Origin of the sequence: Enterobacter sp. ECC-175, assembly GCF_043968675.1 — a bacterium.
Taxonomy (GTDB): Bacteria; Pseudomonadota; Gammaproteobacteria; order Enterobacterales; family Enterobacteriaceae; genus Enterobacter.
The window spans coordinates 4,436,840-4,458,822 of the sequence record NZ_CP143776.1 but is presented as its reverse complement, the minus strand read 5'-3'; the positions used below and the strand labels follow the sequence as shown (position 1 = coordinate 4,458,822).

The following is a 21,983-nucleotide window of genomic DNA, read 5'->3' as shown; positions in this document are numbered from 1 at the left end:
TGGGAGGTTGAGCCATTTTGGCATGCGGTTGCGCTCCCGGTGGGTTTTGCGGCCGCCTGCGTACCAAACGAAGCTAAAGCCAATAGGACACACTGTGAGATCAACGTCTTTTTCATTAGTTTGCGCATTTTTAAAACTCTGAGATATCAAAAAAAGTGGCCCTCTTTTTAAAAGAAAAATAAGGATATAAGAACGTTCTTAGTCTTTGTGAATGTAATTAAACTTAAAGGCGAATTAAGTAATTCTAAGTGTGTTTTAATTATCAAGATGGATGGATAAAGCAAAATGCATTTGCTCTGTGAATTTTAATGCACAATTAGCGTGCTAACTTTATTTGTCATGAATGATTGGGGTGCAAACAATCTGATGTGCAAATGTTCTGAGCTGTTATCGTCGTTGAGGCGAGAAATTGAAACTTTGCGAGTTTTACATTTTTACATCTTGAGCAATATTAACTCATGCGTTTTATAGGGGAATTTCCCGCGCGGCGATGAACAATTTCCGCTAATTGAAAGGACAGCCCTTTTTTTTATCAAAAGCGTCCCGAAAAAGTAGAACTTCGTCATTTCCTGCCGATAACGAGGGTAGTACTCGCCGCAGGGCGAACTCACCCTCACGACCAGGAATACTCTATGCAGATGCTTCGTAATTTTACTATCCGCTTCGTCATGCTGACGATACTGGGGATCTTTTGTTTAATGTGGGCCGGCGTTGGCCTGTACAGCACCTGGTCACTTTCCCGCGTTTCCGACGGCAACGAGGTAGACCGCCAGCTGGTTCAGCAAATGACGGTGCTGAGCCAGGGCAACGATCAATACTTCCGTTTCGTCACGCGCCTGAGCCGCGCCATGGAAGCCAAAGCGGCTGGCGGCACGCCGGATCTGGCCTCTGCCCAGCAGGCGCTGGACAATATGCGGCAAAAGTTTGAGCAGATGAAGGCCATTTCGCCAGGCCCAATGGACGCGCAGGTGTCCGCGCAGGTTATCAGCACCTGGCAGGCGCTGTTGGAGCAGGGCATTACGCCGCAGATGGAGCAGGCTAAAACGTCTCTGGACGGCTATCGCCAGCAGGCCAATAACGTCACGCCGCCGCTGAGCCGCGCGTTTGGCGCCGCCGCCGAGCGCTTCAACAAGGCCGCAGGGGACAGGCTCGACAGCACGCGCGTCGTGGTGGATGCGCTCACCAGCATGACCCGGACGATCATCATCAGCGCCACGATTATTGGCCTGCTAATCCTGCTTTTCACCGATCGCTATCTTGTGGCCATGCTGGTTAAGCCGCTGGACCGCATCCGCCATCAGTTCCGCCAGATTGCGCAGGGCGATCTCAGCCAGCCGATCGAACCGTTCGGGCGCAACTGCGTCGGCCAGCTGGTCCCGCTCTTAAGCGCGATGCAGGACAGCCTGCGCGAAGCGGTGAGCACCATCCGCTCGGGCAGTGAAAACATCTGGCGCGGCGCGACGGAAATCTCCAGCGGGAATAACGACCTCTCGTCACGCACCGAAGAGCAGGCTGCCGCGCTGGAAGAGACCGCGGCCAGCATGGAGCAGCTGACGGCGACGGTGAAGCTGAACGCGGAAAGCGCGCGGCAGGCAAGCCAGCTGGCGGACGTGGCCTCCGGGACGGCCAGCCGCGGCGGCACGCTGGTGGAAGACGTGGTGACCACCATGAGCGGCATTTCCGACAGCTCGAAGAAAATTGCTGAAATTACCAACGTCATCAACAGCATTGCGTTCCAGACCAATATTCTGGCGCTCAACGCGGCGGTAGAAGCGGCGCGAGCCGGTGAGCAGGGGCGCGGCTTTGCCGTGGTGGCAGGTGAAGTACGCAATCTGGCGAGCCGAAGCGCCAATGCGGCTAAAGAGATCGAGGGCCTGATTGCCGATTCGGTTTCGCGCATCGAGCAGGGCGCCCGGCTGGTCAATGATACCGGCAGCACCATGGAGGCCATCCTGCGCGACGTGACGGAAGTGACGACGATCATGAAGCAAATCGCCTCCGCGTCCGAGGAGCAAAGCCAGGGAATTTCCCAGGTTGGCATCGCGATCGCACAGATGGACGGGGTCACCCAGCAGAACGCCTCGCTGGTGGAGCAGGTCTCTGCCGCGGCGACGGCGCTTGAGCGCCAGACCGAAGCGCTTCAGCGCTCGGTTCAGCAGTTCCGCCTTACCGCGTAGCGTCTGCGAAGGGCCGCATGAGGCGGCCCTCATTCTTTTAGTTCGTATTCAATCGGGCGAAAATGATGTTGCCCGGCGTAGGACATTAATGCGTCGCTTCACCAATCAGCGCACCTGAACCCGCGCCGACGGCTGCGCCTTTCAATACGCTTTTGCCGGTCACTACCGCCGCGCCTGCGCCAACGGCGGCCCCAATCGCGCCGCCTTTACGCGCCGCTTTACCCTTCTCACCGTTTTTAAACATTGCGCCCGTCCCCGCGCCGACAACCGCGCCGCCCACGGTTGATTTCACATCTTTACCCGCAACCGCGCCTATAGCAGCACCTGCGACCGCGCCTGCTGCAGTTTTGTCCATTGCCATGCCGGAGGTTGATACGATAAATGCGCTCAGAAAAAGCGTTGTTTTGAGGTATTTCATAACCGTTCCTTGTAATGAGAGATCTGACGACGAGGCGAAGTCTGCCAGCGCGCTCATATACCCGGTAGGCGATTAATGCGGGCGGCAAACCGCCCGCTAGAGGATCAAGCCTGACGTTTATCCTCGGTATGGGTGTCGAAATCGCTCGCCGCGTGGCGTTCATACAGCTGCTCGTTCAGCTCGCCGTTAGTGCGGTTGACGATGCGCCCGCGCTTCACCGCCGGACGATTCGCCACGTCCTTCGCCCAGCGCTGGACGTTGACGTACTTCTCCGCGTCCAGGAACTCTGCGGCGTTATAGACGCTGCCCAGCGCCACGCAGCCAAACCACGGCCAGATGGCCATGTCGGCGATGGTGTACTCTTCACCCGCCACGTAGCGTCCGCGCGCCAGCTGCTTGTCCAGCACGTCGAACAGGCGCTTGGCCTCCATGGTGAAGCGGTCGATCGCGTACTCAATCTTCACCGGGGCATAGTTATAGAAGTGACCAAAGCCGCCGCCGAGGAACGGGGCCGCGCCCTGCAGCCAGAACAGCCAGTTCAGCGTCTCGGTGCGTCCGGCGGGATCTTTCGGCAGGAAGTGACCAAACTTCTCCGCCAGGTACAGCAGGATGCTGCCGGATTCAAAGACCCGCGTTGGCGGCGTGGTGGAATGGTCGCGCAGGGCAGGGATTTTTGAGTTTGGGTTTACCTCAACAAAACCGCTGGAGAACTGATCCCCTTCGCCGATGCGGATCAGCCACGCGTCGTACTCCGCGCCCGTCACGCCCAGCGCCAGCAGCTCTTCCAGCATGATGGTGACCTTCTGGCCGTTAGGCGTGCCCAGGGAGTAAAGCTGCAGCGGATGCTTGCCGACGGGCAGGTCCTTATCGTGCGTAGCGCCTGAGATTGGACGGTTGATACTGGCGAACGCGCCGCCGTTGGCATTCTTTTTCCATTCCCATACTTTCGGTGGCTGGTAAGTGTTGTCTGACATGTTGGCCTGCCTTTTGAGTGATGTGTTGAGGGAGTGTAGCAGGAGATAAACGATCGGTTTAACGTTGAGAGGCGTTATCCGAAGCGGCTCGATATTTTTCCGAAGGCAGGTGTATGATAAGTCCACCTCTGTCAGGTTAATCTCAATGTGCAGACGACGACAACCTTACAAAAATTGCCGCCTGCCAGCTTCAGGTTGGACACATGCGTAAAGGAAAGTTAAGCAGTAACGCCCCGTTTGGGACGTTGTTAGGCTATGCGCCGGGTGGCGTGGCAATCTACTCCTCGAATTACGACAGCCTCGATCCGCGTCACTACCCGGAAGAGGCGGATTTTCGCAGCTATATCGGCAACGAATACATGGGGCATAAGTGGCAGTGCGTAGAGTTCGCGCGCCGTTTCCTGTTCCTTAACTACGGCTGTGTCTTCACCGACGTCGGCATGGCGTGGGAAATCTTCTCCCTGCGCTTCCTGCGCGAGGTGGTGAACGACAATATTCTGCCGCTGCAGGCGTTTGCTAACGGCTCCAGGCGCGCGCCGCGGGCCGGGGCGCTGCTGATCTGGCAAAAGGGCGGCGAGTTCCACGAAACCGGGCACGTGGCCGTCATTACCCAGCTTTGCGGCGACAAGGTGCGCGTGGCGGAGCAGAACGTTATCCACTCTCCGCTTCCGCTCGGCCAGCAGTGGACGCGCGAGCTGCGCATGACCGTTGAGAACGGCTGCTACACGCTGCATGACACCTTCAGCGACACGGAAATTCTGGGCTGGATGATCCAGACCAGCGATACGGAACACGGCCTTCCCCAGCCGGAAGTGGACGGCGAGCTGCTGAAAATCCGCGGCGCACGCCTTGAGAATAAACGGCAGTTCGACGGTAAATGGCTGAACGAAAACGATGCCCTTCAGCAGGCGTACGTTCGCGCCAACGGCCACGCGATCAATAAAGATCCCTGCCAGTATTTCACCATCACCGAAAGCGCCGAGCAGGAGCTGATCAAGGCCACCAACGAGCTGCACCTGATGTACCTCCACGCGACGGACAAGGTGCTGAAGGACGATAACCTGCTGGCGCTGTTCGACATTCCGAAAATCCTCTGGCCGCGCCTGCGCCTCTCCTGGCAGTGGCGTCGCCACCATATGATCACCGGCCGTATGGACTTCTGCATGGACGAGCGCGGCATCAAGGTTTACGAGTACAACGCCGACTCCGCCTCCTGCCACACCGAGGGCGGCCTGATCCTTGAAGAGTGGGTGAAAAACGGCTATCGCGGTAACGGGCATAACCCCGCGGAAGGGCTGCTGGAAGAGCTGACCGGCGCGTGGAAGCACAGCCACGCGCGTCCGTTCGTGCATATCATGCAGGACAACGACGTGGAGGAGGACTACCACGCGCTCTTTATCCAGCGCTCGCTGATGCAGGCCGGGTTTGAAACCAAGATCCTCCACGGGCTGGGCGCGCTCAGCTGGGACAGCGCCGGGCAGCTGATCGACGACGAGGGCCGCCACGTTAACTGCGTGTGGAAAACCTGGGCGTGGGAGACGGCGATCGAGCAGATCCGCGAGGTGAGCGAAACCGAGTACGCCGCCGTGCCGATCCGCACCGGTCATCCGGCAGGCGAGGTGCGGCTGATTGACGTGCTGCTGCGCCCGGAAGTGCTGGTCTTTGAGCCGCTGTGGACGGTGATCCCCGGCAACAAGGCCATTTTGACCGTGCTCTGGCAGCTGTTCCCGAACCACCGCTATCTGCTGGACACCGACTTTGAGGTTAACGACCTGCTGAAGCAGACCGGCTACGCCGTGAAGCCTATTGCCGGACGCTGCGGCAGCAATATCGATCTGATTAGCGCCAAAGATGAACTGCTGGATCAATCCAGCGGCAGGTTTGTCGACCGCAAAAACATCTACCAGCAGCTCTGGTGTTTACCGAAGGTGGACGGGAAGTACATTCAGGTGTGTACCTTTACCGTTGGCGGAAACTACGGCGGAACGTGCCTGCGCGGGGATGATTCGCTGGTGGTGAAAAAAGAGAGCGATATTGAGCCGCTGATCGTACTGAAGGATAAATAGGCATCAGCGCAATACAAGCCCCCGCGGGCGATCCTGCGGGGGCTTTTTTTACCGTTCTTCCTCGTCCTGCTGCTCGTTAATCTTTAAATCAATGATGCGGCCGATCTGGTCATGATAAACCGTCAGCAGGTTGTACTGGCTCATCTCTGAGATGATCTGCGGTGAAACGTTGAAGCTTCGGGCAAGCTCCTCGTGGCGCAGCGATTCCTGCCGGCGATGGCGCCGCACGTGCGCCCGACGGCGGTTGTACTGATACCAGAGGATCAGCAGCCAGCCGTTTAGCGCGGCGATCAGTAAATAGATCAGCACCGTATTAAAGGAGGCAATGATGATCCCCCAGCGGTGGTTGCTCTCGTCGGTAAACTGTATCCACAAGTTGGCATAGAGGAAAAAGAGAAATCCTCCCCACGCCAGCAGGGTGAGCGCCGCATCGAAGAGGCGGGGCAACAGCCGATGCTCGGTCAAAATTAACGTATTTTCGCTCATTGAAGGCTTCCTTTTCCGCGATCGGGGCTGATCCAACGCGCCCGCGAGCGCTGGCGCTTAAGCATCACTTTCGGAAATGCCACGAGGGTGGTGAACAGGCCAATCATCCAGTACACCATCGGGAACCAGATCACCCAGAACAGCGAGCCCGCGATCTTTCTTTCATAGCGCCGCTCGATGTAGAGGCTGGCGAGGAATTGCAGCAGGCACATAACCCCGAGCAGCAGCCCGGTAAACTCCGGGGGAAACAGGCTCTCGACGGCGAGGTTCGCAGGCAGCGTAACGGTGTGGCTGAAAATGAACAGCAGCACGGTCATCGCGTAGGCAAACGCCCACAGCGTGGAAAGCGCGTACTCCAGAAACAGGGGCCACATGCGGTGATGTTCCCAGCGCACGATCTTGCGAAGATTGACCAGAAAAACCTCCGCGCCGCCCTGCGCCCAGCGCAATCGCTGTTTCCACAGGCCCTTTAGCGTCTCGGGCATCAGGATCCAGCACAGCGCGCGCGGCTCGAAAAAAATATCCCAGTGGCGAAGCTGAAGCTTCCAGCTAATGTCGATATCTTCGGTGATCATATCCGGGCTCCAGTACCCCACGTCCGCCAGCGCCTGGCGGCGAAAGGCAGCGATGACGCCTGACACGGTGAAGACCCGGCCGTAGATCCGCTGCGTGCGCTTTATCAGGCCAATGATCGATGAAAACTCACCCACCTGAATGCGGCCAATCAGCGTGGAGCGCGTGCGGATGCGCGGATTTCCCGTGACCGCGCCGACGTGAGGATACTGGATCAGGGGCGCGACCAGATAAGCGGCCGTATCCCTGTCGAGCAAGGCGTCGCCGTCGATGCAGACCAGCAGGTCGCCTCTCGCCGCCGCCGCGCCCGCCTTGAGCGCGAGCGCTTTGCCCTGGTTTTCCGCGAGGTTTATCACGCGCAGGCGCGGCTCTTCCTGGGCCAGCTTGTGCAGCACCTGCGCGGTGTTATCGGATGAACCATCGTTGATCGCGATAACCTCAATATTCTCGTAGCGCTGATGCAGCGCGGCGGTAATGGTCTCCCGGGCGTTCCGCTCCTCGTTGAAGCAGGGGATCAGGATGGAAATTAACGGCTCGCCGGCGAGAGCAGGGGCGGGCGTTTGCCTGTCCCATGACCAGCGTCGTTCAAGCTGATACCAGAAGTAGAGCCCGCCGGTTATCCACAGCACGGACATGAACAGCGGCCAAAAGAACACAAAATCCAGAATCAGCTCGCCGGTAAACATGGCGGCCACGCCGAGCGGCAGCCCGAATACCAGGCATAAAATTGAGAAGGCGATAATGCGATCAGTCATTGTCCGGATACCAGTACGAGGAAAATTCAGGCCTGATGCGTGAAATATCAGGTTGGTTGTTGATGAAATCGTCGGGGTAGTAGCCATAGTTTTTGATGCCGTTAAGCTGAAGCACGCGCATCCACTCTGCGAGCTGGCTATCGGACACGGCGCGCGGTGGTGTTTGCGCCCATTCCCTGGCCTGCAGCTCGAAAATGGTTTTATCGAGCGCGCCGGGGCGCGCGGCGACGGCCTTAACCAGCCGCGTCAGCCAGGCATTGCTCTCTTGCGCCGGAACGGACTCCATCAGCGGCATCGCCATGGGCACCGTCCAGTCGTAGGCGGCCAGAAAATCATCGAGATTCTGGGCAAACCACGCTTCGCTTTCGGGCTGCAGAATGGGCAAGGCGAACATATTGCGCGCGGTTTTTATCTGCGGGCCGCGAATGTCCTTCACCGCCTGGCTCAGGGCACGGGTAAACCCGATCAGCATTTGGCTCTTTTGCCGCACGCTCTCCTGCCCGGCATCGTCAACGTCCGTCAGCACCGCGTCGTCATGGAACAAGATCCCGTTGAAGCTGGCGTATCGGGCCAGATCTTCATAGATTTCCGTCACTTGCTGGCGAACCTGCGGGCTCCACGGCGCGAGACGAACATAGGGCTCCGTGGCCTCGCGCAGCCTGCCGGTTTCAGGATCCCGGCGCTGCACGCGCGGCAGGGAAGGGGCGAGACTGAATGAGAGCACCGGCATCCACGCGTAGACTTTGACGCCCGCGCGGGTTTGCAGCTGCCAGGCAACAAAATTGAACAGATCGGCCCGGACCGGAAGCCCGCGGTTGGGGAAGTAAAGCGCTTTGATCTTGCCATCGCCCTGCGGGTCGGAAAACGCCTGCAGAAAAACGTGGCTAATCTTCATGTCGTAAACCCGCTGGATGAGGGCGTTGATGTTTTTGGTTTGCTGCGCCGGATCGCGGTCGTACACGTAGTCAAGATCGACGTGCATCACGCGCACGGGGTCGCGTTCCTGAATGCCGGTGACCGCGCGGGCAAAGCTCTTGATGGAAGGGTTTCCGGCTATCAGCAGGCGCGGAATACTGTCGAGCTGCCGCACGTCCGCCAGCCCGTCCTCAAGCGTAAAGGCAAGCTGATAACCCTGCTTTTTGGCGATAGCCAGCGACGTGCCGCTGGCGGCACCATAGGGCCAGACCCAGGCGCGGGGCGCTTTCCCCGTCACGCGGGTGATTTTGTCGGTCACTTTTCGGACGTCTTCGCCGATCCGCTGGCTGAACTGCGCGTCCGTTTCGTAACGTCCCGTTTTGCTGTCGTAGAGGCGATTCGCCACCGCGGGCTCGCGGCTTCCCTGCGGGTTAGCCGGTATCCCGTAATGCGAGGCCCAGGTGTGTGAACCTATCTCAACCAGCGGAGAGCGGCTGAGCTCCCGCACGTTATCCCAGGTCGCAAAGCGCTCGCGGGGCGTGATCAGCCCGCCGAAATTGACCGCCTGATTCGCCGGCGTATCCACCCAGCTGCCGACAGGTGCCCACAGCGCAGGGACCTTCCAGGCTTCAAGCAGCGGCCAGACGCGGGTGTAGAAGCTGCTGTAGCCGTCGTCAAAGCTGAGCAAAAAAGCCTTCGGCGGCAGCGTCTTAATACCGTTATGGGCATCCAGAATATCCTGCACGCTGATGGCGTTATAGCCGTTGTGCAGCAGCCAGGCGATCTGCTCGTTTAACGCGCTGGTGCGAACGGAGAGGTAGCGCTGGTCGGCGGCATCATCTTCAACGTCGTGGTAGGCCAGCACCAAAAAGCGGTTCTCCGGCCAGGGCTTATTCGCCTCCGTTAACGGCCTCTCTTTCGGAGCAATAAACGGGATAGTCTGGGCGCACGCGCCGGCGCTCAGGCACAGCCAGCCGATGACGATCAGGCCAATATGAAAACGTTTGGTCAGCATATTCATCCTTAAAAACGTATGTTCGCGTCAAACGTGACGGAAAGATTGCTTTCGCGCTTGCCGTCATAGGGGCGTTTATCCCAGTTCAGCATCACGCCGGTATCAATGACGTTGTTCCACTGAACGCGTTGCCCGTAGCCGAGGAGGGTGATGGGCCCCGCGGACTGATTTTTTTGCCAATAGCCGCCGCCGCCCGCAACGATCTGCTGGCTCCAGAGGGTGTCGTAGCGACGGTACATGTCGTGATCGACGGACAGAGCTGCCGTAACGGACAAATCCCGTTCGGGGTTGTAGTAGAGCGTGTCCCGACGGCTGTTGGCGCTGGCCGATACGCCGGGTTCGAGATCCAGCGTCAGGGAAGGCGTTTGCCAAAGGCGCTCTTTGCCGGTGAGCGCGTATTCCTGGCGGCGGTTATGGTCTGAAAAACGGCTGGCCGCCGCGCTGAGCCGGTACTCGCGCCGTTCGTTTTGATACCAACGCACCCAGCCCTCTCCCCGGTCGGATCGAATGCCGTTGCGCAGCGCTCGCAGGGGCGTTGCCCGCGACAGCCGTTCGAGGCTGCCGCCGGTCTGCCAGCCGTCGCTCAGGCTGTATGCGGCGGTAAGGCGGGCGCCGGGCCTGTTTGCGCCGTGATAGCGGTTGCCGGAAAGTTCCGCCTCGACCAGGAGATCGCGGGGCCGCCATTCGACGCCGCCGAACAGATGGCGGCTGGTGCCTTTGCCCTCGTCGAAATTGCCCTGGGCAAAGCGGGTGCCGCCAAACAGCCGCCAGCTGTCCGCAATGGGAGGGCTATAGAGCGTCGCGTCCCAGCTCAAATCGTGCGTGCCGCTGACGGGGCTATCGGAGTGCAATCCCTTGCCCGCGTTGATCCGCAGCTCGGACATATGATGAACGTTTCTGAGCCTGTCCAGGCGCTTTACGCTGCCGTCGGCGGGCGCGCGGGCCAGAACATCGTCGGCCAGAAGATCCATCTGTCGCCACTCCTGCAGATCCATCGCCACGTAAGCCTGCTGCTGCTCCAGCTCGATGCTGGACGGCTCCAGCGCCTCCGCCATTTTTAGCTTTCGCTCCGCCGCGCGCGGCAGGCCCCGGGCCTGAAGCAGGCTGGCATAGTCAATCTGCAATCCCTGGTTTCCCGGCGCCGTTGCCGCCAGCCGCTGTGCCAGCGCCTGGGCCTCCGGCAGAGCATTCGTCGTCAGCAAATAATGAAACCTGAGCGACCGTCCGGTAAGCCAGCGATCGTTAGGCTGCGCGGTCGGCGAGCCAAAGTCATAGCGGCTCCAGGGGGCGCTGCGGGCGATGCGCTCAACGTACTCGCGGGCCGCCCGGTACTGCCCCGTGTCCAGCAGGGCGAAAAAAAGCGCATGGTCATCATCCTGCGTCTCGGCCGCGTAGCCGGGATAGCGCTGCAGGAGGGCGAGCGCGGCGTCCGCGTCTTTCTCTTCCAGATAAGCGGAAATAACCCAGCCGATGGCCCACTCGGGAACGGGATGTTGCGCGGACGCGAGCGCGCGATACTCGCGGATGACCTCCGGATAATCGCCGCGGGCGTAAAGCGCGCCGAGGCGGTCGATGCGGGCGCGGGTAATATCCTCCTCTGCCTGCGGCTCTTTTTGCCAGCGGGAAAGCAGGCTGTCATAGCGAACGAGCGCCGCCTGCGCGAGGTTAAAGCGCTCTTGCTCCGAGCGGGCGGGAGCATCGGCAAGACGCACAATTTCGGCGACGGCGTTAAGCTCCAGGCGGCGGCGCTGGGAGGGCGACAAGGTAACCTTTTGCGACAGCGCAAGCGCGGGCGTGCCGATCCGATTATCCGCTAGCGAATGGACGAGCGCGTTCAGGCTTTCTTCATTCTCAGGCGCAAGATTCAGCGCGCGGGTGTCTGCCAGAAGCCGATCCCAGCTTTTCCCCTGACGCAAGTAGACATACGAGAGCGTCTGGAGGTGTGCCTGGGAAGGATCCTCCGCCACCCGCTTCCTGGCTTCCCGCAGGGCCTGTTTATCCATACGGGCATCGGCAAGGGTTTTGATATAGCCGATACGGTAATCGTCGCGCTTTGGCGCCAGGCGCAAGGCCTGCTCCCAAAGAGCAAGTGAGGATTGCCACGCCCTTTGGTTTCGCCTGGACTGCGCGGCAGCGGCCACGCCCCGGGCAGGGAGGGGCATATAAACGCTGTAGCGCCGCCAGACCTGAATCACCTCATCATCACGTCCTGCCCAGGACGCCACCTGCAGCCAGTCCGCAACCTGTTCAGGCGTTAGGGCGTGCTGCTGTTGATAATGCTGCAGATAATGAAGAAACGGCGTGTAATTACCGTTACGGGCCTGATTAATCTGCTGTTCATATACGGTTTCTGCGGCCTGACCCATAATCGGGAAAAGGAATAACAGAAGCAATATTTTTGGTGTGCGACATGAGAATGACGTATTGAAACGCGGTGAACTTTCCATATCTATTTGCCATTTATTTATCATGAATCCATTGCATAACACGGCTACCTTTAACGGTGCGTTAAAGGCCATAAATGAGAATGTTTTATCCAAATACGATTTTGTTATGGGGGTACTTACCTAAAGGTAATTATGGTTCCTTAACGTCTGGGTATCGATGGGAGGTAATGTACACCTGATATGTTGCCAGATAAATATGGTGAAAAGGGTGGTTTGTGTTTTGAGATAATTCTGGATGGCGAGAAACATGATGATGATATCAAGTTGAATGAGTTGATTTATCTCTTTGATTTTAATGCATTTATCTTCTTTTTATGAATTCAATAACTTTTTTTAATGTATTTTTTTTTAGTGAATCAAAGTACTTTCTGGGAGATGTTTGGGAAGTTTCCTGACAAAAATTCTCAATATCAATAAAAGTCACTTTTCTGAGATTTTTTTTTACTTATAATTAATGCCGGATATTGACGAGTAGTCTTTTGACAGCTTTTCGAGTCGTCGTGTAGTAAAGGGATAAACAAAGCCTGAAAACATTCATCTTTATTGTAAGCGCGCTATAGAACAAATGCGGTCTTCTTCTGAAGGAACATTCTGGCTTAAATCAAAAAGGGATGGCTCGTGGCAACTTCAATTGTGTTAGTGACGCAGGATCGCTACCTCTTCTGGGGAATGAGGATGTTTTTTCCGAATATAATCCTGCTGGATTCGATTGACAGAAACATATTTGATAGCGGTGCCGATGAGTACTCAGTATTGATTGATAGCCGTTCACCGCTGAGTTTATATAGCTACCTGATACGCCATTCGGCAAGAACGAAAAAAAAGATCAACTGCGTGATGCTGGATATGCGGCACCGCGATGAGAATCTACTTAGCATGAAGCTGCTGATGGACACGTCGTTCACGACGTCTGATGCGGCGTCGTTCTTCAGCCTGGTGCTGAACATGAAGGGCAGGCGCGTGACGACAAAGTGGCTGCTTAACCTGAGGCTATGCACGCATGAGGCGATTATGCTGAAGCTGCTTAGAGCGGGAAAGACGATGGAGGAGGCGGCCAGAGAGCTGGGGACGTCGGTCAAAGGCCTCTACCGGAAGAGAACGGCGCTGTCCGAACGGCTGGGCGCGGAGAACTTCAACGAGGCGTGTTTGTTCATCTTTAAAAACAAACTGCTGGACTTAGATGGGAACGATCCCTAAGTTGAGCGGGAGACAAAAGCAAAAAACCAGCCCTAAGGCTGGTTTTTCTAAATAGTGGTGCCGGACTCGGAATCGATTCTTGTTGTTATATTTTTGATATATATGGTTTATTTTTAATTTGGTGATTTTTGTGCCCTCATTTGTACCCTCGGTCCGTTTGCATTGTTTCTGGTGACTCGAATTTGGGTTCAGGTACGAGGTGGTAGGGTTGCAGGAAAATAGCGGGCAACTATTCCGTTCATCTTATCAATCAAATCAAAGCGTATAAAGATGATATGCCCAGTCCCTTTCTGGAAGTAACGTATCTCAACACACTCGTCTTCGAAAACGGAAGCGTGCTGTTTGCGGATATGAGCATCCAGCCTGACGGAAAGATCGTTGCGATTCTCCGGAACAGGTTTACCATCCAGCAGATTCAGCATACGATCTAAATCCGCTAACTGCTCACGTCTGCGCCCATGACGGAAGTGAAATCCCCAACGGTCATATTGTACCAGACCATCAACGATGATCTTCTTCCCGAACTTGCAGGGGCTGTTGCTCTTGTAATCCCAGCTTAGTCCCTTAAACACGTAATGATCCCCCGCTCGAACACCTCCGCTTTACTCTGATGTGGTTGCTCAAAGGTGCTGAGAATATTCTCTTCACTGACAGCGGAAATATCGTCCTTTTCCAGGCTGTTGTACCACTCGTTGCGTGCCTGTGCGTCCATGAGCGCCAGTATTACCGACTTATTCATCAGGTCTTTCCAGATGCTGCGATCGATATTTTGGGTGATGGCTTTTATCGCTGTTTCTGGTTTATCCATCAACCAGCAGTCGTAACGGTATTGCCGTACTCCCCATTTATTTGCTTTACCACCGCCGATGTTGCTGGTCAGTGTCGAGATATCGTCGAGTTGCTGTATCAGCGTTTCAATTTGCGCCAGCGCCGCGTTGCGTCCGGTGACGATACGTTCAATGCTGGTCGAGCAAATTACATCGGTATTGTCGGTTAACACTTCGGATTCGGTGAGAGCAAGTTCTGACATAGTTTATGTCCTTTATATAAAGCAAAACGCCAGTCGGTGAGGGCTGGCGTTTATGCGTGTGGTGAATACAGGGCTGTGATTATTGTGAGCGGATGTGTTGCAGAGACTGAGCATGTCGGAAGGAGAGACTACCAGTTGAAGGTGCTAAAACCCGGCAACAGGTCACCCGCTGCATCCAGATGTAGCATATCGATCCCGTAACGTCGTATCAGTGTGCTCACTAACCGACGGCAGCCCTTTGAAAGCCCCAATCTCTTTAGTTCCAGCACTGGGTATAAGCGAGCGTTAAGTCTAAGCAGGTAACCGTAGCCGGTGTACAGTTTCCAGTCACTGTTGCCGCCGTCGTGGCGTTGAAGAGTGACCTGGTCGAGAATGGCGTTATCCTCACACGTGATATGGGCGGTACTGCACTGGATCCCATTCAGACGGGCGGTACGTGGTAGCTGATCTTCAACAACCAACTTCCCGGCGGTATCAGCAACACGAAGCGAATACCCGTTATCACTGAACACATCAATCAGCGCAGCCAGCTAAATACCATCGATATCGACGGCGATCCGGCCCCCATTAAGGGCCAGTACATTAACGGTATCGGCTTCCACCGTCAGGGACAGCTTCATTGCTGCCCCCTGGATGACTGCCCACTGATGGCGCAAGTCACCGCCTTATAGCCGGTACGTTGCATCAGGCCGGTGGCCTTTCTGGCCCGGAGTATATCAATAGCGCTGATGAACGGAGATTGATGCTGAATGGAGAAAACGGGGCGATCAATTCGTACCAGTTCAGATTTTTCAACGAGAAAATTGAGTGCATCTGCCAGTGAAATCCCGGCGTCAATATGCTGCTGAATCACATTACTATCACCAAACTGTGTGTCGTTAAGCGAAAGGCCGTAATGCCTTTCCAGCAGATAAGTAAGAAGTTGCTGCCAGATTTCAACGGGCGTCGGGCGTGACTGTGCCTTCCGCGTCGGGATGGTGGGTAAGGTTTGCATAAAGGTGATCTCTGTTAAATAAGGAGCTGATGACAGGGGACGTATTACGATGAAGGTGGCCGGTGAGTTAAGATTTTTTTCTGGAAAACCACTTACTGCCGGATGGCGTCAGGTGTGGCCTCCAGTATGAACCAGTTAATACCCTGCTCTGCGTCGTGATGGCTGGCAGCATGGCGTAATGCCGCTCTGGCCGCTTCTGTCGTCACAGAGTCATCCACATTGTGTACATCGTCTTCGTACCAGAGTGAACACAATACGAAGTCGCCATTTTGATGTTGTTGCAGCAGTTCAATGACCTCACTGATTTTACAGGCGTGTGGCATGGCTATTCTCCTGCGGGTTGTGCCATAGGTGGCGTCGGATAAATCGCAAGATAAACGTACCCGCAGGAGCCGAGGGTGTCTGCCTCGCAGGTCAGTCCTTTTGCGTAGAGCGTGACGCCGTGCTGATGTCGGGGAGTGAGTTCACCGCTGGTGAGCATTAACTCAAGTTGTTTCAACAGCAGTGGATATGCCTGGTCCAGATGGCGCAGGTCTGATTCGCTGAAGGTGCCGGTGATGCTGGCGCGATCAGCCAGGTAATGCAGCCGGTTGCCCTCCTGTACCAGTCGTGCGCCAAAACACGGGACAGCTGCAGGCTTAAGTCCCCACTAGGGGGCGGCAATATCGTGGTTTGCTACATTTGTTGAGCTTTGCATTTAAGTAATCCTTAACTAGGTGTTAATTCAGGGTAACGCTGCGCAGGACAACATACGGGCCGTTGTGGTCCTGACGGCGTTCTGCAAAGACCGCGAGCACGCCGCTGATATCCTGGACCTCACGATCAGCGTAGTGGCAGATGCTACCGGACCACTGGTATTTCCCTGTACAGAAGCGGAACAGCCGGGACTGCGGATGCTGACGGTATATCGTCATAGCCTGGCGTTTGCTGATAATCTTCATCGTTGTTTTTTTCCTTAAAGCCAGCCTAGTTCGGCAAAAGACACTATATCCATCCCGCCAACCACCAGGTGGTCCAGCAGGCGAATATCGACCAGCTCCAGGACCTGTTTCAGGCGTCCGGTAATCAGCCGGTCGGCCTGACTGGGTTCAGTCTCTCCGGAAGGATGATTGTGCGCGAGTAGCGCGGCGGCAGCGTTGTGGTGAAGTCCGGCCTTCACGACCTCCCGTGGATGGACGGTGATGCTGTTGATGGTGCCGAGAAAAAGCGTATCGCAGGCGATGAGGCGGTGCTGGTTGTCCAGCCACAGCACCATCAGCGACTCCCTCTCCTGCGTGGCTAGATGCAGGCGCAGCCAGTCGCGCACGGCATTGCTGGACGTAAATGACGCACCGGGTTCACGAAGCTGCCCTTCCAGCAGGGTTAAGGCTTCCCTGACCGTCAGCTGGTCGGCAGAGGGTAATTCACGGGCAAACAGCGGTAACTGTTGTTCCATGGCGGCTGACCTCAGTCGATGATGTGCATGATCGCACTGCATTCCGCATGGCTGAGCGCGTAGTCCCGCAGGCGGTAATAGTGCTCCGTCATGGCGTCGCATTCGGTGCGCATGGCGTGGTGGCTGTAAGTCATCAGGCAGACCGCGATCCCGGCAGCCCCGGCGCTGAGCTCACCGCCGTTACCGTTCAGGGTGTTGAACAGCGACCAGAGTTTATCGCTCTCCGCTTCCGGGGCCATAAACGCGCCGCCGTTGCTGAGCGTGTAAAACTGCCAGATACCGCCGTGGTAGTCTGTGCAGAAGCGGTCCATCCACGCGAAGACTGTCGGTTCGAGGATTATCCACTGCGGGATGCTGCCGAAGTGCCCTGGCCAGAAGCTGATGCGCTGCTCGTCCTGTACGAGTGTGGCGGTCAGCGCTGGCGAAGAACTGGCAGGTTGTGGCGGTAACGGGAGGGTATCGTTAAGGTTAATAATATCGGTCATGTTAGTTTTTCCTTGTTTATTTATCGGGTTGGGGATGCTGGTTCAGCCGGAGTGACGGGCAGGACTGCGCATAGCCATCCTCATCACAGCGTGATGGCCAGTGCCCCTCCGGGAGGCTTAAGCTGCACAGGCTGAGTTCGCCGGGACGATAAAGAAGGTGTGAACACCAGGCGCACAGGTCGTCATCGGAGATGGAGCGGCTGCAGGGAGTGTTCTCCAGGGCGGTCGGATAAAGGGTTGCCTGGTGGGCGTTATCAGGTAGCGGTGGCATCAGCTCAGCGCTTGCTGAAGTTCTTCCGCCATCACCCAGAGGGCGCGATTGAGCTTAACGTCGCCGTCTATGCCTTTAACCGCGCGGGTGTGGCTGCGTTTACCTCTGGCGGTTCGTCCTGGCAGACCCCCTTTCAGCAGGTTCTCCTGGCAACGATTGAAAACTGACCACAGGTCGTCCTGACGGTCTTCATAGCGGCGGGGCATCAGTATCTGTGCTTCCGTTACCGGCTGGTGCTCTTCCCCAAAGCGGTACGTCAGCGCGGCTCTGGCAAATGCCTGCTGTGCCGGCGGGGGGAGTAACAGCGACTGCATCGCATCCCGATTTTCTTCGACCCGGTCAAATATCCCCAGTACCTCATAAGCCCCTTCAATGACTTTCTCCACCACATTACCCTTATGCGGCACGCGCACCTCCCCAAAGGTTTCGCCACAGATAAGTCCGTTCTGGCAGACAAAGCGAAACAACCCCGGCAGCATCTGGTATGAGCTGGAGCCGTCGTGACTGTTAAGCAGAATGATTTCGGGGACCTGTTGACCGGTGATTTGCCCCTCACGCCGCAGACGCAGCATGTGCTTTGTGTGGTCGCGTTTATCGGGATTACGCACGCGGGTCTGGCAGGCAAAGAACGGCTGAAATCCTTCTCGCTGCAGATTCTCCAGCAGGGTAATCGTCGGTATATAGCTGTAACGCTCAGAGCGTGACGCGTGCTTGTCTTCGCTGAAACGCTGGGAACATGCTGCATCAGTTCTTCACGGGTTAACGGACGGTCACGGCGTATCTGGTTAATCCGGCCAAAGCGGCTGGCTAAACGCATGGGTAACTCCTTTGATTACATAAATAAAAAAGGCCATACCTCCCGAAGGAAGTACGGCCTTTTAGTGAACAAAAATAACGGGGTTAATACCTGGGAGAATACTGTTAGTACCAGGGATGCCAGACGAGCAGGCTATAACCCAGAACAAGAACCAGGACATAAACAATGCAGGATGTCACATAGATAACGCCTGCTATCATGTCAGTATCCTTACTGATGGTCGGCCAGACGCGCGAGGGAGGCAATACGGGTTTCACCCTGCGCCAGGCTGCAGTTATTGGCCTTGGCGGATACCAGGGCGCCAGCGAGCGCCGGAGCCAGTTTCGGAGCCGGATATTGCCAGCTCCATGCCAGTGGACCGTGATCGGATATGCCGTCATTTTCATAGAAATGGAAAACAAAGCTTCCCTTTTTATAATCCAGCATGCGTGACGCTGCGCGTGTCAGATCCAGTGAGAGCTGGCTGTCGAACAGTGTCAGTGGCTGATCCGCATGAGCCTTCATCTGATGCTCTCCCGCCGGGTAATACTGGATGGTCATGCCGGTTGCGCCGGATGCCTTTCCTCCGGTGATGTCCTTCAGCCAGTAGAGGATGTTCAGGTGCTTATCCGGTCCACTGCAGGTCAGAATAAATTTCTGCGATTCCTTCCCCCTCGTGGCGGTAATGATAAAATCATCCACGCCCTCCATGATGTGGTCGTGCGTGACCTGTATGTTTTCTGCCTCCACGCCCGTGTGGCTGAACGGTTTCGGGTCGTATGCTGCTGTCCGGCCCGCCTGGGTCCAGAGTACGGCAACGATAATCAGAAATCTGGCGACAGTTATTACGATCCTCATTGCGTTCATTATCCTGCTTCTGGCAGGACGACGTACATATTCTGCCCCCTGACCTCAATGGTCACGGGCTCACTTTCGCCGGTGCTCAGCAACGCCTGTGCCTGCCAGAAACGACCGCTCACTTCTTCACGCATCTCTGTCACGCGGATACAGCGTTCGTCAAATCCCTCGCCGTGCAGGATTTTTGTCACTGCATGACAGGCATTCTGCGCCAGATTTGCCGTCCCGGACTATTTGTTCAGCAGATATATCCCTGCGAATGACAGTGCCGTACACAGCAGACAGACCTGCATCAGTCGCCAGGGTTTACCCTGCATCTGGTCACGCTGACGGAGATACACCACCGGGAACCAGAACCAGATAAAGGACGGTGGCGTAATGCCCTGCTTCATCAGGTTTGACCGGTCCAGCAACACCCAGACAGGGCAACAATCATATAAATGGTCAGTGCGAGAGGCTGAGGGAAATTCAGGAACAGCACAATCCAGAGAAGCGGGAGAACAACCGCCAGGCACCAGGCGAACAGGTCGGGGCGTACAAACGGGTATGATTTCATGGTTTTGCCTCCCGCTGAATCGTACCGGAGGACAGGATGCAGACAAAGTAAATCATAGAATATTCCTTTATAAACAATTGATTAAATATTATTAATGGCAGGGGTATCTTCACATGCAGCACAGATCGTACTGGCTTATCAGAAGGCGGGATAATTGTTAATTCAGATCGATATGCGTAAACTGATCGTCTATATCTATCAATAAAAACGATCAGTTCTTTGCTATTGATAGCCTAAGGCTATTTAATGGGCTTATTCGATCGTCGAAACAGATCGAAACGGCAGTGGCTGGCACAGAAATTCAGAACAGAAACCGCCAGACGGCACGGATAACGGACAGGAACTGCTGGCGCAGGTGCTGAAAATGACGGATGAGCGTCCCTGAACGCTGCAGGACCACCGTGGCGTCGTCAAAAATTTCTGCCGCCACGCTGACAAAATTGTCCCGGGCAATCCTTTCAGCTGATTCAGTACGTAAATCAGGATGAAGGTGGCAGGTAACGGTGCTGCTGCTTCGTACGGGCAGCGCCCTGAGTAGCGCTTCGGCCCATCGTGCCAGGTTATAGCGTTCTGCAGCTGAAACGGCAATGACCGGATGGACAGCGGCAAACAGTGCGGCCGCAAGCTCAGCGCGGGTGCTGATGTTTATGGCCTGTTGGGGTGAAGGGTGATTGCTGAGCAGATCCCATTCCCGGCAGGGCTCTGTCTTGTCGGCCTGGGAGAGTACGAACAGAAAACTCTCCGGTTTTGCTCCGGCAGCAAGCAGTTCGTGGTAACAACGGAGGTCATCCTTCCATGCCCGGTCGTCTGCTTTAAGTACCCATACAACCAGCTCCAGTCCGGGTGACTCTTCCCGGTAAAGGCGGCAATATATCCGGTCGAGTTCCGGCGTTTCCCCGATACCGGGAAAGTCAAGAATATGAAGAATACGGCTGTCGTGGCGTACCTGATAGCGCTGTATACGTCGCGTACATCCCCTGACGGCATTCACCTTCGCCGGAGAGTTGCGAAACAGGGTATTACAGAGGCTGGATTTACCTGCGCCTGTTTTTCCCATCAGCCCGATGACAGGTTCATAATTAATAATACTGCTGAGTTTATGGCTGATTATACCGGCTACCTCACCAGGCAGTCCGGACAGGAGCTGCGTCAGTGGCGTTTGTGTCGGGGATTCATTATTCATATTTCACCAGTGATAAAAGGACGGGTTATCACGGTGGTAATATAGGGCTGAAAATATTTACAACTTAAATTCTGAACTGTCTTCCTGCCGTCACGACAGAAATACAGCCCTTTCTCAGGGCCGTCGGCGGAACGATTGTATGGCCTTTGTACGTGTGTCCAGTCCCCTGAAACGATCGTCTATCAGCATCTCAAGAACGGACATATTATCCGTCCGGTAAAATTCCACCAGAAATGCCAGTTTGTCGGCATGCTCTTCACTGAGCGTATCCCTGCCTTTACGGGCGGCCTGTTTTTTGCGGAAAGTTTTCTGATAAAACGCTTTATTCAGCTTTCTGATGGTGTCCTGCTGTATTTTATTGTTTATTTCCCATAAATCCAGCAGTGCATAAAAGGTATTAAATGCCTCTTCCGCGTTAACAGGGGAAGGAAGCATCACGGGACAAAGTGGGTTATCAGTTTCAGAAGTAAAAGCCTGCTGATATTTCACAAGGGAGCGGTATGCCCACACACTGGTGTCCGCATCGTCAGGAGTGAGCCATTTAAATCGGGTAAGTCGGATGGCATATTTTCGCCAGATATCAAGATTGTGCGTCAGCCAACTACGGATCGCGGGCGAATTATTCGTGCTGACGCAGAGATAATCCACAAAAGCAATTAGTGCCGTCAGACGTTCATGATGACTGGCCGGAGATAAGGTCAGTCCGGATCCTTTATACCATGAAAAGTAAGCCACATTCTTCAGCGCCTGACTGATGCTCTGGTTGCATTCCGGATCCAGACATGCTTTTCCCCATAACCAGTATGTTGCCCGGGTGTCGTTATCCAGCCATAAAAAGTTTTTCTCAGGAAGGAGCGTTGTGCTGAGCGCCAGTTCCATTTTCCGGATAAATATCAGTCGCTCCTGATACGCCGGGAGATAGGCCTCCAGAACATCATTAATAATCCGGCATGAACGGGCGACATCCGGGTTATTACCGTCAAACGCATGATTTCTGCTTTCGGGGATATTCGCATGAATATAGTGAAAGTAAAAACGACAGGTGCGAATGTCTTTTGTTCTGATGTTCAGTCGGGTGTTGTCCGTCACGAATGTCCCTTGCTGGCAGTGATTGTACATATATTACTCGTTTTGTCGTATCATTATGACACCTTTTTGTAGTGAATACGTAGCACTAATTTGTAAGTAGTAGTTTTTACGTAGTGGTATGAGGTTAACTGGATGTGTTTACGTAATGAGAACGTAGTTCATCGTGGATAAGGGTATGTTACCGGATAAGGCATGATTATGGCCGCGATGAAAAATACCAGACCGCTTTTTCGTGCAATATGATGCAAGTGATACGCGGGTGG

21 protein-coding genes and 4 pseudogenes are annotated in these 21,983 nt (G+C 55.5%); 3 read left to right on the top strand and 22 right to left on the bottom strand.

Features of this window, described 5'->3' with window-relative positions:
• Positions 1-632: 632 nt before the first annotated feature.
• A complete protein-coding gene (locus V1599_RS21080) occupies positions 633-2,177 on the top strand; it encodes a methyl-accepting chemotaxis protein (protein ID WP_112010741.1) in 1,545 nt (514 codons plus the stop codon).
• An 85-nt stretch (positions 2,178-2,262) separates the two neighbouring features.
• Here V1599_RS21080 and V1599_RS21075 read toward each other — a convergent pair whose 3' ends face one another.
• Together V1599_RS21075 and yghU are read right to left on the bottom strand one after the other, a co-directional pair.
• On the bottom strand, positions 2,263-2,595 hold the full coding sequence (locus V1599_RS21075) for a glycine zipper family protein (RefSeq protein ID WP_395300794.1): 333 nt from the start codon (positions 2,593-2,595) through the stop codon (positions 2,263-2,265).
• 104 nt (positions 2,596-2,699) lie between these two features.
• Positions 2,700-3,569: a glutathione-dependent disulfide-bond oxidoreductase gene (gene yghU / locus V1599_RS21070; protein ID WP_395300793.1), complete on the bottom strand. Its 870-nt coding sequence runs from the start codon at positions 3,567-3,569 to the stop codon at positions 2,700-2,702.
• Between the two features lie 203 nt (positions 3,570-3,772).
• On the opposite strand from yghU, the gene gss reads away from it, so the two are divergent.
• Complete coding sequence (gene gss, locus V1599_RS21065; RefSeq protein WP_395300792.1) at positions 3,773-5,635, top strand: bifunctional glutathionylspermidine amidase/synthase; 1,863 nt, start codon at positions 3,773-3,775, stop codon at positions 5,633-5,635.
• 48 nt (positions 5,636-5,683) lie between these two features.
• Here gss and pgaD read toward each other — a convergent pair whose 3' ends face one another.
• Genes pgaD through pgaA form a run of 4 tightly spaced genes read right to left on the bottom strand, consistent with a single transcriptional unit; the run spans position 5,684 to position 11,826 of the window.
• Positions 5,684-6,121: a poly-beta-1,6-N-acetyl-D-glucosamine biosynthesis protein PgaD gene (gene pgaD / locus V1599_RS21060; RefSeq protein WP_395300791.1), complete on the bottom strand. Its 438-nt coding sequence runs from the start codon at positions 6,119-6,121 to the stop codon at positions 5,684-5,686.
• Positions 6,118-7,449, bottom strand: coding sequence for a poly-beta-1,6-N-acetyl-D-glucosamine synthase (pgaC, locus tag V1599_RS21055; RefSeq protein WP_112010736.1), 1,332 nt, complete (start codon positions 7,447-7,449; stop codon positions 6,118-6,120). Before pgaC ends, pgaD begins: the two co-directional genes overlap by 4 nt.
• A complete protein-coding gene (pgaB, locus tag V1599_RS21050; protein ID WP_395300790.1) occupies positions 7,442-9,379 on the bottom strand; it encodes a poly-beta-1,6-N-acetyl-D-glucosamine N-deacetylase PgaB in 1,938 nt (645 codons plus the stop codon). The genes pgaC and pgaB overlap by 8 nt, the downstream gene beginning before the upstream one ends.
• Positions 9,380-9,387: 8 nt before the next feature.
• Positions 9,388-11,826, bottom strand: a complete 2,439-nt coding sequence (gene pgaA / locus V1599_RS21045) for a poly-beta-1,6 N-acetyl-D-glucosamine export porin PgaA (RefSeq protein ID WP_395300789.1) — start codon at positions 11,824-11,826, stop codon at positions 9,388-9,390.
• Between the two features lie 618 nt (positions 11,827-12,444).
• Here pgaA and V1599_RS21040 point away from each other — a divergent pair.
• Complete coding sequence (locus V1599_RS21040) at positions 12,445-13,023, top strand: LuxR family transcriptional regulator (RefSeq protein WP_112010733.1); 579 nt, start codon at positions 12,445-12,447, stop codon at positions 13,021-13,023.
• Between the two features lie 188 nt (positions 13,024-13,211).
• Here the strand turns inward: V1599_RS21040 and V1599_RS21035 are convergent.
• From V1599_RS21035 to V1599_RS20960, 16 genes and pseudogenes are all read right to left on the bottom strand, one after another.
• Positions 13,212-14,053: pseudogene (locus tag V1599_RS21035) on the bottom strand (DUF4942 domain-containing protein).
• A gap of 128 nt (positions 14,054-14,181) precedes the next feature.
• Positions 14,182-14,673 (bottom strand): annotated as a pseudogene (locus tag V1599_RS21030) (DUF5983 family protein).
• On the bottom strand, positions 14,670-15,047 hold the full coding sequence (locus tag V1599_RS21025; RefSeq protein ID WP_112010732.1) for a TA system toxin CbtA family protein: 378 nt from the start codon (positions 15,045-15,047) through the stop codon (positions 14,670-14,672). Before V1599_RS21025 ends, V1599_RS21030 begins: the two are co-directional and overlap by 4 nt.
• Positions 15,048-15,139: 92 nt before the next feature.
• Positions 15,140-15,370: a hypothetical protein gene (locus V1599_RS21020; protein WP_112010731.1), complete on the bottom strand. Its 231-nt coding sequence runs from the start codon at positions 15,368-15,370 to the stop codon at positions 15,140-15,142.
• A 2-nt stretch (positions 15,371-15,372) separates the two neighbouring features.
• A pseudogene (locus V1599_RS21015) lies at positions 15,373-15,744 on the bottom strand (type IV toxin-antitoxin system YeeU family antitoxin).
• Between the two features lie 22 nt (positions 15,745-15,766).
• Positions 15,767-15,988 (bottom strand): DUF987 domain-containing protein, encoded by a 222-nt coding sequence (locus V1599_RS21010; RefSeq protein ID WP_112010730.1) that lies wholly within the window; start codon positions 15,986-15,988, stop codon positions 15,767-15,769.
• A gap of 14 nt (positions 15,989-16,002) precedes the next feature.
• Complete coding sequence (radC, locus tag V1599_RS21005) at positions 16,003-16,482, bottom strand: DNA repair protein RadC (RefSeq protein ID WP_112010729.1); 480 nt, start codon at positions 16,480-16,482, stop codon at positions 16,003-16,005.
• A gap of 11 nt (positions 16,483-16,493) precedes the next feature.
• Positions 16,494-16,967 (bottom strand): antirestriction protein, encoded by a 474-nt coding sequence (locus tag V1599_RS21000; RefSeq protein WP_112010728.1) that lies wholly within the window; start codon positions 16,965-16,967, stop codon positions 16,494-16,496.
• A gap of 16 nt (positions 16,968-16,983) precedes the next feature.
• Positions 16,984-17,238 carry a hypothetical protein gene (locus tag V1599_RS20995; protein ID WP_112010727.1) on the bottom strand — a complete coding sequence of 85 codons (255 nt, stop codon included), beginning with the start codon at positions 17,236-17,238 and terminating at the stop codon, positions 16,984-16,986.
• A pseudogene (locus V1599_RS20990) lies at positions 17,238-18,055 on the bottom strand (DUF932 domain-containing protein). Before V1599_RS20990 ends, V1599_RS20995 begins: the two are co-directional and overlap by 1 nt.
• A 210-nt stretch (positions 18,056-18,265) precedes the next feature.
• Complete coding sequence (locus V1599_RS20985) at positions 18,266-18,901, bottom strand: hypothetical protein (RefSeq protein WP_258458415.1); 636 nt, start codon at positions 18,899-18,901, stop codon at positions 18,266-18,268.
• Entirely contained in the window at positions 18,901-19,083 is a 183-nt protein-coding gene (locus V1599_RS20980) for a hypothetical protein (RefSeq protein ID WP_309300354.1), read from the bottom strand. The genes V1599_RS20985 and V1599_RS20980 overlap by 1 nt, the downstream gene beginning before the upstream one ends.
• 39 nt (positions 19,084-19,122) lie before the next feature.
• On the bottom strand, positions 19,123-19,284 hold the full coding sequence (locus tag V1599_RS20975; RefSeq protein ID WP_309300353.1) for a hypothetical protein: 162 nt from the start codon (positions 19,282-19,284) through the stop codon (positions 19,123-19,125).
• Positions 19,284-19,448, bottom strand: a complete 165-nt coding sequence (locus V1599_RS20970; protein WP_309300352.1) for a hypothetical protein — start codon at positions 19,446-19,448, stop codon at positions 19,284-19,286. The genes V1599_RS20975 and V1599_RS20970 overlap by 1 nt, the downstream gene beginning before the upstream one ends.
• Before the next feature lie 301 nt (positions 19,449-19,749).
• Positions 19,750-20,631, bottom strand: a complete 882-nt coding sequence (locus tag V1599_RS20965; RefSeq protein WP_258458414.1) for a GTPase family protein — start codon at positions 20,629-20,631, stop codon at positions 19,750-19,752.
• Between the two features lie 114 nt (positions 20,632-20,745).
• Positions 20,746-21,720 carry a hypothetical protein gene (locus V1599_RS20960; protein WP_146745755.1) on the bottom strand — a complete coding sequence of 325 codons (975 nt, stop codon included), beginning with the start codon at positions 21,718-21,720 and terminating at the stop codon, positions 20,746-20,748.
• Between the last annotated feature and the right edge of the window lie 263 nt (positions 21,721-21,983).